Source organism: Pseudomonas kurunegalensis, assembly GCF_030291635.1.
GTDB classification, from domain to species: Bacteria; Pseudomonadota; Gammaproteobacteria; order Pseudomonadales; family Pseudomonadaceae; genus Aquipseudomonas; species Aquipseudomonas monteilii.
Genome location: NZ_CP127871.1, coordinates 1,632,162 through 1,645,230, shown reverse-complemented (window position 1 = coordinate 1,645,230; position 13,069 = coordinate 1,632,162). Strand labels below are relative to the sequence as shown.

Annotated in this window: 13 protein-coding genes and 1 tRNA gene; 10 read left to right on the top strand and 4 right to left on the bottom strand. The window is 62.8% G+C overall.

Features of this window, described 5'->3' with window-relative positions:
* Nucleotides 1-17: 17 nt before the first annotated feature.
* Nucleotides 18-1,145 carry an elongation factor P maturation arginine rhamnosyltransferase EarP gene (earP, locus tag QQ992_RS07420; RefSeq protein WP_286112824.1) on the bottom strand — a complete coding sequence of 376 codons (1,128 nt, stop codon included), beginning with the start codon at nt 1,143-1,145 and terminating at the stop codon, nt 18-20.
* A 130-nt stretch (nt 1,146-1,275) separates the two neighbouring features.
* Here earP and QQ992_RS07415 point away from each other — a divergent pair, with 130 nt between their 5' ends.
* Nucleotides 1,276-1,674, top strand: coding sequence for a hypothetical protein (locus tag QQ992_RS07415; protein WP_119370909.1), 399 nt, complete (start codon nt 1,276-1,278; stop codon nt 1,672-1,674).
* 2 nt (nt 1,675-1,676) lie between these two features.
* Nucleotides 1,677-2,147 (top strand): GreA/GreB family elongation factor, encoded by a 471-nt coding sequence (locus QQ992_RS07410; protein WP_286112822.1) that lies wholly within the window; start codon nt 1,677-1,679, stop codon nt 2,145-2,147.
* 53 nt (nt 2,148-2,200) lie between these two features.
* Here QQ992_RS07410 and QQ992_RS07405 read toward each other — a convergent pair whose 3' ends face one another.
* Nucleotides 2,201-3,139: a LysR family transcriptional regulator gene (locus QQ992_RS07405; RefSeq protein ID WP_286112820.1), complete on the bottom strand. Its 939-nt coding sequence runs from the start codon at nt 3,137-3,139 to the stop codon at nt 2,201-2,203.
* A gap of 118 nt (nt 3,140-3,257) precedes the next feature.
* On the opposite strand from QQ992_RS07405, the gene QQ992_RS07400 reads away from it, so the two are divergent.
* The 4 genes from QQ992_RS07400 to QQ992_RS07385 all read left to right on the top strand — a co-directional run bounded on the left by QQ992_RS07400 (nt 3,258) and on the right by QQ992_RS07385 (nt 8,050).
* Nucleotides 3,258-4,007, top strand: a complete 750-nt coding sequence (locus QQ992_RS07400; RefSeq protein ID WP_286112819.1) for a 3-oxoacyl-ACP reductase family protein — start codon at nt 3,258-3,260, stop codon at nt 4,005-4,007.
* A gap of 158 nt (nt 4,008-4,165) precedes the next feature.
* The gene (locus QQ992_RS07395; RefSeq protein WP_119370912.1) at nt 4,166-5,335 is read left to right on the top strand and encodes an MFS transporter; all 1,170 of its coding nucleotides are present in this window, start codon (nt 4,166-4,168) and stop codon (nt 5,333-5,335) included.
* 116 nt (nt 5,336-5,451) lie between these two features.
* Entirely contained in the window at nt 5,452-5,832 is a 381-nt protein-coding gene (locus QQ992_RS07390; RefSeq protein WP_060498703.1) for a hypothetical protein, read from the top strand.
* Between the two features lie 76 nt (nt 5,833-5,908).
* Entirely contained in the window at nt 5,909-8,050 is a 2,142-nt protein-coding gene (locus QQ992_RS07385) for a TonB-dependent siderophore receptor (RefSeq protein WP_286112817.1), read from the top strand.
* Between the two features lie 93 nt (nt 8,051-8,143).
* Here the strand turns inward: QQ992_RS07385 and QQ992_RS07380 are convergent.
* Nucleotides 8,144-8,233, bottom strand: a tRNA-Ser gene (locus QQ992_RS07380).
* Nucleotides 8,234-8,431: 198 nt separating this feature from the next.
* On the opposite strand from QQ992_RS07380, the gene QQ992_RS07375 reads away from it, so the two are divergent.
* The 3 genes from QQ992_RS07375 (at nt 8,432) to QQ992_RS07365 (ending at nt 10,957) form a co-directional block, all read left to right on the top strand.
* On the top strand, nt 8,432-9,121 hold the full coding sequence (locus tag QQ992_RS07375; protein WP_286112816.1) for a crotonase/enoyl-CoA hydratase family protein: 690 nt from the start codon (nt 8,432-8,434) through the stop codon (nt 9,119-9,121).
* A gap of 81 nt (nt 9,122-9,202) precedes the next feature.
* Nucleotides 9,203-9,916, top strand: a complete 714-nt coding sequence (locus tag QQ992_RS07370) for a lysophospholipid acyltransferase family protein (RefSeq protein ID WP_286112814.1) — start codon at nt 9,203-9,205, stop codon at nt 9,914-9,916.
* A gap of 69 nt (nt 9,917-9,985) precedes the next feature.
* Complete coding sequence (locus QQ992_RS07365) at nt 9,986-10,957, top strand: magnesium and cobalt transport protein CorA (protein ID WP_016715080.1); 972 nt, start codon at nt 9,986-9,988, stop codon at nt 10,955-10,957.
* A 33-nt stretch (nt 10,958-10,990) separates the two neighbouring features.
* On the opposite strand, the gene QQ992_RS07360 is transcribed toward QQ992_RS07365, so the two are convergent.
* Nucleotides 10,991-11,722, bottom strand: a complete 732-nt coding sequence (locus tag QQ992_RS07360; protein WP_019096934.1) for an amidotransferase — start codon at nt 11,720-11,722, stop codon at nt 10,991-10,993.
* Between the two features lie 528 nt (nt 11,723-12,250).
* Between QQ992_RS07360 and QQ992_RS07355 the strand changes: the two genes are divergently transcribed.
* Complete coding sequence (locus QQ992_RS07355) at nt 12,251-13,051, top strand: c-type cytochrome (RefSeq protein ID WP_286112812.1); 801 nt, start codon at nt 12,251-12,253, stop codon at nt 13,049-13,051.
* Nucleotides 13,052-13,069 lie beyond the last annotated feature (18 nt).

Here is a 13,069-nt window from a genome sequence, read left to right as displayed (position 1 = left end):
AAAATCGAGGCCGCGTATCATAGCGAATTTCGGCAAAAGTGTACTAGCGCTGTGGCAAGGTCCGGCTGAGCGGCCTGTTGCGCAGCCCAAAAGCGGGCATGCTGCTGCAGTTCTGGCCAATGCTGACGGGCCGCCCGCCAGGCCTGGCCCATGTCGAAATCCATGTTCCAGGCATGCCATAGGCCCAGCAGGGCGGCATCGGCTTCTTCTGACAGGCCGCGTCGATAATGCCCGAGAAACGCTTCGAGCTTTTCCCAGTGGGCATTTTCGTCCTGTACGTAGATGTGCCACAGCATCGGCTGCCCGGCCCACTGCGCACGCACGAACGAGTCTTCGCCGCGCACCGCGTTGAAATCACAGCTCCACAGCAGCCGGTCGTAGTCGTCCTGGCTGACGAAAGGCAGCACCTGCACCGTCAGTGCCCCTCGTTTGCGCAGGCTGCCCACGGGTAGCGGCGCCTCGCCAAGCCACTGGCTGAGCCCCGCGACAACGCGCCCCTGGGGCACCAGCAGGTGACAAGGCTGCTCGCTTGTGGCCAAGGCATCAAGCCAATTGCCCAACTGCGGGTTTTCGTAGGCGAACAGCGAAACCAGCAACGCCCCCGCTTCGGGGTTTACGCCAAGCCCCTGCAAGAAGGCCTGCCTTGCCTCCTGCTGGAACGCGTCACGCCGCGCCAGCAGCGAGCCCTCGCGCAGCAGGCCACCCGTTTTCTCGGTAAAGCCGGGGAAGAAAAACACCTTGCGCAGGCCGTTGGGCTGCGGCGACGGCAAGCCATGGCAGCCTTCCACCCAGTCCTCGGCACTGAGGTATTCCAGGTTCAGCCACAGCGGCGGCGTGGCGCAGGCACGCATGGCCTCTACATAAGGCGCCGGCAACTGGCAGGCGAATGCACCGATCACCACATCAGCCGGATCCACCGGCAACCAGGCCGCCGGCCATTGGCGCACGTCCACACCCTGCTGCCACTGTTGCATAGCCGTGGCATCGGCGCCGGGGCACATGGGCGTGAAGGCGTTGAGGTCATCCACCCACAGGCGCACCGCCAGGCCATGCTCAGCCGCCAGCTGCCGGGCCAGGCGCCAAGTCACGCCAATATCGCCGTAGTTGTCGACGACACTGCAGAAGATGTCCCAGGTGGCTTTCATGCGCCCCTCCCGTACCGGTGCAAAAACCGCGGATTCTGCGCATAAATTGTCGCCGACAAAAGCACCTGCGCGGAAAAATGCCCAAGTGCATGCGACAATGCACCCCGACCGACCTTGCCAGGAGGCTGCCATGCCCCGCCAGCGTGAACTGAAAATCACCCTCAAGCCGTTGCCGTTGATCCTGTGCGTTGCCTTTGGCCTTTGGCTGGGCGCGGTGGCCATCGTGGCGAGCGTCTGGCTGGCCCTGTTGGTGTGGCCGCAGCAGGTACAGCCGCTGGCCCAGGCCCTGCCCCCCAGCGTCTACCAGCCAGCACCGGCGCCGGCAGCAGCCCCGCCAGCGGATGCCCAGGCCGAGATGTTCGACCGCTACAAGGACATCCTGCACAAGCAGGAACAGCAACAGGCCGCCGAAGCTGCCCAAGGCAACCCGCGCAACCTCAACAGCCCCAAGTGCCAGTTCTGGCTGCAGCAGAACCGCACCGCCCCCACCGACAAAAGCCAGGCCAATGTGCTGGAGTTCTGTTACTGACCATGGACAAGCCCCACCTGCTGGCGCAGATCGTCGCCATCCTCACGCATGATCTGGACGTGCTGACCCGTGCGGCGCAAACCGCCTACGAGGCCGCCACCGCCGAAGAGAACATCGCCGAGAACAAGTACGACACTCTGGGGCTGGAAGCCTCGTACCTGGCCACCGGCCAGGCCCGGCGCAGTGCGGAGATTCGCCAGGCGCTGCTGATCTACCAGCAGTTGCTGCTTCGCGACTATGACCCGGCGCGTGGGGTACAGGTGAGCAACCTGGTGACGCTGGAGGATGAAAAGGGCGAACAGCGCCGATTGTTCCTCGGGCCTGAGGCGGCGGGCTTGAAGATTGGTGAGGGGGATGACTTGGTAACCGTGATTACGCCTCGCTCGCCGCTAGGACAGCAACTGATGGGCAAGAAGATTGATGATGAAGTGAGCCTGGGGGCGCAGGCATTATTCATAGTTGATGTTGTCTGAACTGGCCTCTTCGCGGGTTTACCCGCGAAAGGGCCAGCACAGGCAATACAAATCTAAAGGTCTTGCAAGGCATCGAACCGCCCCGCCAACCCCTGCTCGGCAAATTGCTCCACCACAAAATCGATAAACGCCCGGGTCTTGCCCGGCAACAGCTTGTGCTCGGCGAAATACAGGCTGATGTGCCCGTCGTCCACATACCAGTCCGGCAACACCCGCCGCAGCCGCCCACCCTGCAGGTAGGGCACGGCAAACGGCAGGCTCACCAAGGCAATCCCCAGCCCCTGCTCTGCTACCGCACAGGCCGCATCCGAGTCGCTCATGGTCATCGCCTGGCGCAATTGCAGCGGCTGCTGTGCCTGCCAGCGGCTGGTCAACGGCCACGAACGCACCCGCCCGGTCTGCGGTGAACGAATCAGAATGCCGTCGTGCCGTTGCAATACCTGTGGGTCTTCGATTGGCGCATATCGATCCAGATAAACCGGCGCCGCCACCAGTACCCGGTGCGCAGGGGTCAGCTTGCGCGCCACCACCCCCGGCGGCAGTTCAAAACCACCGCCAATCGCCGCATCGAACCCTTGGCCAATCAAGTCGACCTGGCGGTTGTCGAAATGCCAGTCCGGGGTAATGGCCGGGTAACGGCGCAAAAACTCACTCAGCAACGGCAACACGTACAAGCGCCCGAACACCGTACCCATACTTACCCGCAACAGCCCGGCCGGCTGGCCTTCAGCACTGGCCAGGTTGGCCACGGCGTACTGGATAGTGCGGAAGCTGTCACTGACCTCACCAAGAAAACGCTGCCCCGCTTCGGTCAAGGTCAGCTTGCGGGTACTACGCTGGAACAACCGCACCCCCAGGCGCGCTTCCAGCTGGGCCACATGCTTGCCCACAGCGGCCGGGGTAATGCTCAGGCGCCTGGCAGCCTCGGCAAAGCTGCCGACCTCGGCACTGCGGATGAAGCACTCCAACGCGTTGAACGATTCCATGGCCATGATTGGCAACCAAAGGTTTACTCTGCTGATAGTGATTGCCATCTTATCAGCAGGTAATCGAACGCCGATACTGCGCCCATCCAAGGCATTCCGGCCTGGCTTCCAGCAGGAGATCAGCATGTCCAAGCAACTTACACTCGAAGGCAAAGTGGCCCTGGTACAGGGCGGTTCCCGCGGCATTGGTGCGGCCATCGTGCGGCGCCTGGCCCGCGAAGGCGCACACGTAGCCTTCACCTATGTCAGCTCTGCTGGCCCGGCAGAAGAACTTGCCCGGGAAATTACCGAAAACGGCGGCAAGGCCCTGGCCCTGCGGGCCGACAGTGCCGATGCAGCAGCCGTGCAGCTGGCGGTGGATGACGCCGTGAAGGCCTTTGGCCGGCTGGATATCCTGGTCAACAACGCCGGCGTACTGGCGGTAGCCCCGGTCACCGAATTCGACCTGGCCGACTTCGACCGCATGCTGGCGGTGAATGTACGCAGCGTGTTCGTCGCCAGCCAGGCTGCCGCACGCTACATGGGCCAGGGCGGGCGCATCATCAACATCGGCAGCACCAACGCCGAGCGCATGCCGTTTGCCGGTGGCGCACCCTATGCCATGAGCAAGTCGGCGCTGGTTGGCCTGACCCGCGGCATGGCCCGTGACCTGGGGCCGCAAGGCATTACCGTGAACAACGTGCAGCCAGGGCCGGTGGACACCGACATGAACCCGGCCAGCGGCGAGTTTGCCGAGAGCCTGATCCCGCTGATGGCGATTGGGCGGTATGGCGAGGCGGATGAGATTGCCAGCTTTGTGGCTTACCTGGCGGGGCCGGAGGCTGGGTATATCACTGGGGCCAGTTTGACGATCGACGGTGGGTTTGCAGCTTGAGTTGATGCTTTGCCTGTACCGGCCCTTTCGCGGATAAACCCAAGAAAGGGCCGGTACAGGTTCAACCTGTCTGCCCCCTCTACATTGCACAATTCATTGATGTCATGCCCGACTCTTCCCGATAATCCCCCTCTTTTACTGCCCGCCGCGAGCCACGCATGACCTCCCCCACTCTCAGCCGCGCCCTGATCCTGCTGATGGCCACCGCCACCGGCCTGGCCGTGGCCAGCAATTACTACGCCCAACCGCTGCTGCACAGCATCGCCCAGCAGTTCGGCCTGAGCACTGCCAGTGCTGGCAGCATCGTCATTGCTGCACAGCTCAGTTATGGCGCCGGCCTGTTACTGCTGGCGCCGCTGGGTGACCTGTTCGAACAGCGCCGGCTGATTACCGTGATGACCGTTATCTCCACCCTCGGGCTGGTCATCAGTGCCTGTGCGCCGAGCCTGCCCTGGCTGATCCTGGGCACGGCGCTGACCGGGCTGTTCTCGGTGGTGGCGCAGATCCTGGTCCCCATGGCCGCGACCCTGAGCGAGCCACATCAGCGCGGCCGGGCGGTCGGCACGCTGATGAGCGGCCTGCTGCTGGGCATCCTGCTGGCGCGCACCGCAGCCGGCTTCATGGCCGAACTGGGCGGCTGGCGTAGCATCTATGTGCTGGCCGCCGTGTTGATGGCGATTACCGCCTTGGCGCTGTACCGCAGCTTGCCACAGCACCACAGCCATGCCGGGCTGAAGTACCCGGCGCTGATCGCTTCGGTGTTCCGCCTGTTCTTCGAAGAGCCCGTGCTGCGCCTGCGCTCACTGCTTGGGCTGCTGGCGTTCAGCCTGTTCGCACTGTTCTGGACACCGTTGGCGTTTCTGCTCGCACAAGGCCCCTACCACTATTCGGACGCCGTGATCGGCCTGTTCGGTCTGGCCGGTGCGGCGGGTGCGCTGTCGGCCAACTGGGCCGGGCGACTGGCCGACCGTGGCAAAGGCTCGCTGGGTACCACCGTGGGACTGGTCGTACTGCTGCTGTCGTGGGTGCCGCTGGGGTTTGCCCAGCAGTCGCTGCTGGCCTTGCTGCTGGGTGTGTTGATGCTCGACCTGGCAGTGCAACTGGTGCACGTGAGCAACCAGAACGCAGTGATTGCCCTGCGGCCCGAGGCACGCACGCGGCTGAATGCCGGGTACATCACCTGCTACTTCATTGGCGGGGCGCTGGGGTCGCTGCTGGGCACACAGTTGTTCCAGCACCAGGGCTGGATGGGCATTGTGGTAGCAGGCCTGGTGATAGGCGGGCTGGCGTTGCTGGCGTGGGGGCTGGCCAATCGAAAGGCCGCTTGATTGACACAGGGGCGACATCGCACCGCACTACCCTCCGTCGTATTGGCGTTGACTTGCCTGCCCGGGCAGCGCTCAGTAGGCGCTGGTCAATGCCCTTTCCCTGACAGGACGACTTTATGACAAGACTCACGGTGCAATCCGGCGATTTCTTGCAAGGTGAAGGCGAGTATCGCAACGGATCGCTCACACTCAAGACCCCGCGCAGCCCCTCCCCGGGCGAGCGGATTTCACTCGCGCGCATCAGCGACCTCAGGCTGGCCAGCCTGGAATCAAGCCGCAGCCTGGGCAGCGCCCTGGGCTGGGGTGTGGCCGGCGCTCTGGTGGCGGGCCCGGTAGGGTTGCTGGCCGGGCTGTGGCTAGGCGGCAAGGAGGAAGAAGCCACCTTCCTGGCCACCTTCAAGGATGGGCGCAAGCTCATGGCGATAACCGACGGCAAAACCTGGTCAAAGATCGATGACAGTTGGCGGCAGCACAAGCGGCCCGCCAACCAGGACTGAATATCGCGGGGCCCGGATCGTTTTATGCAGAAGGCGGCTGTTAAGATGCCGCCTTTTTCATGGTCGGAGCCCCCGCATGCCACCGCGTCACCCCCGCCTACCCCTGAGCCTGCTCAGCCTGGGCCTGGCCCTGCATTGCCCCCATGTGCTCGCTGAAGAAAGCGTGGTGCTGGCGCCGCTGCAGGTGTCCGACACCTATGCCAACGATGGCTACCAGGCACGCCAGGCCGCGGTGGGTGGCTTTCAGCCCGCGCCCTTGCTCGATACGCCCGCCTCGGTCAGCGTGTTCAGCCAACAACTGCTGGAAGACCGCCAGGTGCGCAAGCTCAGCGAAGTGCTGCAAAGTGACGCCTCGGTTGGAGAAAGCTATGCCCCCATCGGCTACTACGAAAACTTCAATGTGCGCGGCTTCGAGCTGAATGCCGCCAGCAGCTACCGCATCAATGGCCAGACCATCGCCGGCGAGCAGAACGTGGCCCTGGAGAACAAGCAGCAGGTGGAATTGCTCAAGGGCCTGTCAGGGCTGCAGAGCGGCGTGTCAGAGCCGGGCGGCCTGATCAACTACGTGACCAAACGTGCCGAAGACGTGCGCAGCGTCACGGTATCGACCAACGAGCAAGGCGAACGCTACCTGGCCACCGACCTGGGCGGCTGGTTCGGCAGCGAAAAGCAGTTTGGCCTGCGCGCCAACCTGGCCCATGAAGACATCCGCGCCTACGTCGACCACGCCGACGGCAAGCGCGACTTCGCCTCGCTGGCGTTCGACTGGCAGATCAACCCGGATGCCACCCTGCAGCTGGATGCCGAATACCAGCACCGCGAACAGCGCTCGGTGCCGGGTTACCAATTACTGGGCGGCACCGAAGTGCCCCACGGCATCGACCCGGATGACCGTCTGGCGCACCAGAGCTGGGCCAAGCCGGTGCAGAACGACTCGCTGAACCTGGGCGGGCGCTTCGAGTACCGCTTCAACGAGGCCTGGACCGGCACCTTGAGTGCCTCGCGCAGCAAGGTGGTGATCGACGACTACAGCGCGTTTGCCTGGGGAAGCGAAGATGGCCGGCAGTCTCATTTCAGCCCGGAAGGCGACTACGACATCTATGACTTCCGCAGCCCTGACGACACCAGGCGCGTCGATGAGGCTCAGGCGATGGTCAACGGACGGTTTGACGTTGCCGGTAACAGCCATGAGTTGACCGTGGGCACCAGCGCGCAACGTCGGACGCTGGATCAACGCACCTACTACAACGAACTTCTGGAACACCCCGGAAATATCTACACAGGCTCCCCAGCCCAACCGCCCTCCGACAAACCCATTGGCGCCAGCGAACGCCGCCTGGACAGCCGCCAGTATGGCCTGTTCGTCAGCGATCGCATCAGCTTCAACGAGCAATGGCAAACCGTTTTGGGCGCCTGCGAAGTGCGCCTGGATGAAAAGACCTGGGATGAAAACGGTGTTGCCGGTCGCCATACCCGCCAGTATGAGTTGCTGCCCAATGCTGCGATTATCTATAAGCCGCAGCCGAACACCACGGTATATGCCAGCTACTCCAAGGGTCTGTCCGCAGGCGGTACCGCACCGTGGTTCGCTGAAAACAAATTCGAAATCCTCGCACCCACTACCTCGCACCAGCTGGAACTTGGCCTGAAGCACGACTGGCAAGGCCTGAGCCTAAGCGCCGCACTGTTCCAGATTCGCCAGGCGTACCAGTACGCACGCCCGGACGGCACCGGCACCTTCACCTACGTGCAGCAAGGCCAGCAGAAAAACACTGGCCTGGAACTGGGCGCCAGCGGCTGGGTGACCCGGAACCTGCAGGTGCAAGCCAGCGCTGCGGCCATTCGGGCGCGGGTGCAGAACAGCGGCACTGATGAGTATGAAGGCCACCAGGCGATCAACGTGCCCAGGTTCCGGGCGGCGCTGCAGGCGGAATACACGCTGCCGGTGCCGGGGCTGGCGCTGCTGGGCGGGGCGCGCTACAGCGCCAGCAAGTATGCGAGCCAGGCGGGGAATGTGGAGGTTGGCGGGTACACCGTATTCGACCTTGGCAGCCGCTACCGCACGCGTATTGCCGGGTATGACACCGTGCTGCGGCTGACCGTGGATAACGTATTCGACAAACGCTACTGGCGCGATGTGGGGGATTACCTGGGGGACAACTACCTGTTCCAGGGCGCGCCACGTACGGCTCGGCTGTCGGCCTCGGTCAGCTTCTAGATTGCCAGGGCCGCTTTGCGGCCCTTTCGCCGCAAAAGGCCCAGAATGCAAAAAGCCCCCGGCTTTATCAGCGCGGGGGCTCTTCGCAGAATGTGGCGGTGAAGAAGGGATTTGAACCCTTGATACGATTTCTCGTATACACACTTTCCAGGCGTGCTCCTTCGACCACTCGGACACTTCACCGTTTCTCTTCAAGCCGTGCGGCCCGTCGAGGTGCGCTAATTTAGTGAAAGCGCTTCCCTTTGGCAAGCATTTTTTTCAGTTTTTTCATGTATTTGCATTTGAGCCCCGGTGAACGCTGACCGACCAGTCAGCCTTGCTGCTTTACCTGGCCTCTGGCGCTGGGTAACGTCGTCGCCACGCCAACAAAAGGACTCTGCCATGAGCGAGCTGATTACCTACCACGCCGAAGACGGCATCGCCACCCTGACCCTGAACAACGGCAAGGTCAACGCCATCTCGCCGGATGTCATCTCCGCCTTCAATGCCGCGCTCGACCGCGCTACTGAAGAGCGTGCCGTGGTGATCATTACCGGGCAGCCAGGCATTCTGTCGGGCGGTTACGACCTCAAGGTGATGACCAGCGGCCCTCAAGCGGCCATCAGCCTGGTCACTGCGGGCTCCACCCTCGCCCGCCGCCTGCTGTCGCACCCGTTCCCGGTGGTAATTGCCTGCCCGGGCAATGCCGTGGCCAAGGGCGCCTTCCTGCTGCTGTCGGCCGACTACCGCATTGGCGTCGAAGGGCCGTACAAGGTGTGCCTGAACGAAGTGCAGATCGGCATGACCATGCACCATGCCGGCATCGAACTGGCCCGCGACCGCCTGCGTCGTTCGGCTTTCCATCGTTCGGTGATCAATGCCGAGGTGTTCGACCCGGTCGCGGCAGTGGATGCCGGCTTCCTCGACAAGGTGGTGCCGGCCGAGCAACTGCATGAAGCGGCACTGGCGGCGGCGCGGGAGTTGAAGAAGCTGAACATGCTGGCGCACAAGAACACCAAGCTGAAAGTGCGCAAAGGGCTGCTGGAGGCGCTGGACAAGGCGATCGAGCTGGACCAGCACCATATGGGTTGACCCGACAGGCTCACACCAGGGTTTGCCGCAACCAGTGCACACCCGTACACTGCCCGGCGACTGTCTGGTGTGAGTCGTACCATGCTTTATTCGTTGCGCATGCTCCTGCTGGCGCTGCATTTTCTTGCCGTTGGCGCCGTGGGCCTGGTCATTGGCCTGTGCCGCCCCTTCAACCCCGACAACAGCCGGGTGTTTGCCCACCTGTACAGCCGGCCGGCCACCTGGCTGATGCGCATCAAGGTCAAGGCCGAGGTCGGGCCACTGTGGGACCACCCACCCGGTTGCGTGATCGTCGCCAACCACCAGTCCAACTTCGATCTGTTCGTGATCGGCCAGGTGGTGCCGCGACGCACCGTGGCCATCGGCAAGAAAAGCCTGGGCTGGATCCCGCTGTTCGGCCAGCTGTTCTGGCTGGGCGGCAACGTGCTGATCGACCGCAAGAACGCCTACCAGGCGCGCAAGGCGCTGCAAAAGACCACGCGGGTGCTGCAGGACGACACCTCCATCTGGATTTTCCCTGAAGGCACGCGTAATGCCGGCGAGCAGTTGATGCCCTTCAAGAAAGGCGCGTTTCACATGGCCATCGAGGCCGGCGTGCCGATCGTGCCGGTATGCGTCAGCCGCTATGCCAGGCGCATGAGCCTGAACAGCTGGCGCCAGCGCACGGTGATCGTGCGCTCGTTGCCACCCATCGTCACGGCGGGCATGACCCAGCAGGACATCCCGGCGCTGATCGAGCAGTGCCGGGGGCAGATGCAGCAGTGCATCGACCGCATGGAACACGAGCTGGCCTGAAGCGGGTTGCTCTTGGGCCGGGTACGGCCCAAGCTGTAACCCGTGTTCAACCGGAATAAGCGGGCAACCATGGGTCGTGTCGTGGCATCGGCGGTGTACAGCGCCGGCAGAAAGGTCACCAACATCAGCATCGACGAAGGCAGCGAGTGGGCGCGCAAGCCGGGGCATTTCGTGTGGATCGGCCTGGAAGAGCCCAACGCCGAGGAGCTGGCCAACCTGCAGTGCCAATTCAACCTGCACGAACTGGCCATTGAAGATGCCCTTGAAAAGCACAGCCGGCCCAAGCTGGAAACCTTCGGTGACGCGCTGTTCATCGTCACCTATTCGCCGGTGCGCCACGAAGGCAAGCTGGAGTTCATCGAAACCCATATCTTCGCTGGCAACGGCTACATCATCACCTGCCGCAACGGCCACTCCAAGTCCTACGCCATGGTGCGCCAGCGCTGCGAGGCACGGCCATTGCTGCTGGAGCACGGCGAAGACTTCGTACTGTACGCCCTGCTCGACTTCGTGACGGAAAACTACCAGCCGGTCAGCGAAGCCATTCATGGCGAGATCGAAGAGCTGGAACAAAGCGTGCTGGGGGGCTCGCTGCAGGAGGACGACATCCGCCGCCTGCACAGCCTGCGCCGCGACATCCTGCGCCTGCGCCGTTATGTGGCGCCGATGGTGGAAGTGAGCGAAGAGCTGCAGCGCCTGAGCTTCCCGTTCATCGACAAGAACATGCGGCCTTACTTCCGTGATGTGCAGATTCATGTGACGCGGCAGATGGAAGACCTGGCCGGCATCCGCGACATCGCCAGCCAGACCATCGAGATCGGCATGCTGCTGGAGTCGTCACGGCAAAGCATCGTTCAGCGCAAGTTCGCGGCCTGGGCGGCGATTTTGGCGTTCCCCACGGCCATTGCCGGGGTTTACGGAATGAACTTCCAGAACATGCCGGAACTGGCTTGGCACTATGGGTATTTCGGGGTGCTGGGTGTAATCGGGCTGGGGTGTGCGGGGTTGTATGCCAGCTTCAAGAAGTCGGGCTGGCTTTGAGATTGTGGGGGCCGGTTTGAGGCCCCCAGCCCCTTACGCAGCGTCGTGCTTGCTCACCGGCTGCTGGATAAAGCGCAACATCCACTCCCCCACCAGGTCGCCCTGGTGCTCGGTGGCCAGGCTGGCCACGGCCTTGTGGTACACCTCATCTCCCAGGAATTCCTGACGCGCATCCAGCAGTGCGCGGGAATAGTCGTGCACGAACTCCGGGTGGCCCTGGAAGCACAGCACCTGGTCACGAATGTGGTACGCCGCGTTCGGGCAGAAGTCGCTGGAAGCAATCACCGTGGCGCCTTCCGGCAATTCGGTCACCTGGTCCTGGTGGCTGATCAGCAAGGTCAGCTCCGACACCTCCGGGTCCATCCACGGCGCATGGGCCGCCAGCGAGTAGCGATGGATGCCCACGCCCCAGCCCTTGTCGGCCCGCTCGGCCTTGCCACCCAGGGTCAATGCCAGCAACTGGTGGCCAAAGCATACCCCCAGCAGCTTCTCGCCACGTTCGTACAACTTCAGCAGGTAGGCCTTGAGGGTCTGGATCCAGGGGTCGGAACCAAACGAGTCAGCCTTGCTACCCGTCACCAGGTAGGCATCGAACACTTCACTGTCGGCGGGGTAATCGCCGTTCATCACGTTGTACACACGGAATTCGGCGGCGATCGGCTGACGCGAAAAGAGCTGCTCGAACATCCTGCCGTAGCCCTGGTACTGCGCGGTCAACTCCGGTCGCAGGACATCGGTTTCAAGGATGCAGACGCGTAACGACATAGGGGTAGTCCTGAACGACATGAGTGGGAATCTGCTGTAGAGACTGACGCGAAAGACACGTACAAGCAAGTAGGTTGCACTGACGAACGGTCACATTTCGTCGGCGCGCGCCAGGTACTTGCGCCACTGTCTAATCAGAGCATGCCAGCCGACTGGCACATGGCCTCATAGCAAAAAGAAATCATTGACCAACACTATTAGAAGAAAGGGTTCTCAAACATGGATGCCACACACCCTACTGTTGGTTGTATATCCACTTTCAAGAGGCAGGCAGTTCAGGCGCCACGCTGCGTCGCTGCGATCGACCCGAAGTGCGACAAGGAAGCCAACGGGTATTCAGGAATAACAAAAAGAAGGCGGTCCGCCATGTTCAGACAATCGAAAATTCGCCAAGCTGGGCTCATTCTCTTCGCCACCACTTTACTGCTGATTTTGCCGAACCTGACACGCTTGTTCGGCTGACAGTGGCGATGGCGCCAACGGGCAGTACACAGGTAACCTGCTGGCCTTGATGGTCGGAGATTGCCCATGCGCCACTGCCTTGCCTTGTTAGCGTTGCTCCTGAGCCTGCCGCTGTCGGCGGCGCAGCTGCACCTTGAACTGGGCGCCAACACGCGCCAATGGAGCAGCACCGAACTGCTTGGCCACCCGCAGGCTCGGGAGATCAGCATCGAACAAGACGTTTCCTACAAACGCCCCATGCACTATCGGGCGGTGCCGTTGGCCACGCTGCTAAAAGGCGTGAGCGCCAGTGATCACCTGCAGGCCGTGGCGCTGGATGGCTTTGCCGCTGAAATGCCCGCTGCGCCACTGCTGCAGCAAGGGCCGGCACAGGCCTGGCTGGCGGTGGAAGACCCAGGCCAGCCGTGGCCGGCACTGGGCCAGGGCAAGCCGAGCGCGGGGCCGTTCTACCTGGTGTGGACTGCGCCGCAGGCCAGTGGCATCCGCCCGGAGCAGTGGCCGTTCCAGATTTCCACCATTCGCAAGCTCGCGCCGGTGGCGCAGCGTTTTCCCGCGCTGCTGCCCGACCCCAAGCTGCCCGCCGACAGCCCGGTGCTGCAGGGGTTTGCATTGTTCCAGCAGAATTGCCTGGCGTGCCATCGGCTGAACGGTGCAGGGGATGCGCAGGTGGGGCCGGATTTGAATGTGCCGCACAACCCTACCGAGTATTTTCGGCCAGAATACCTGCGCAAGCTGATTCGGGACCCGCAAAGCCTGCGGCAATGGCCGCAAGCGAAGATGCCGGGGTTTGACGAACGTGTGTTGAGTGAACAGGAGCTGGATGCGTTGCTGGCGTATCTGGGGCATATGGCCAAGCGCAGGCCTTGACGCCCGCGTGTGCTTCTT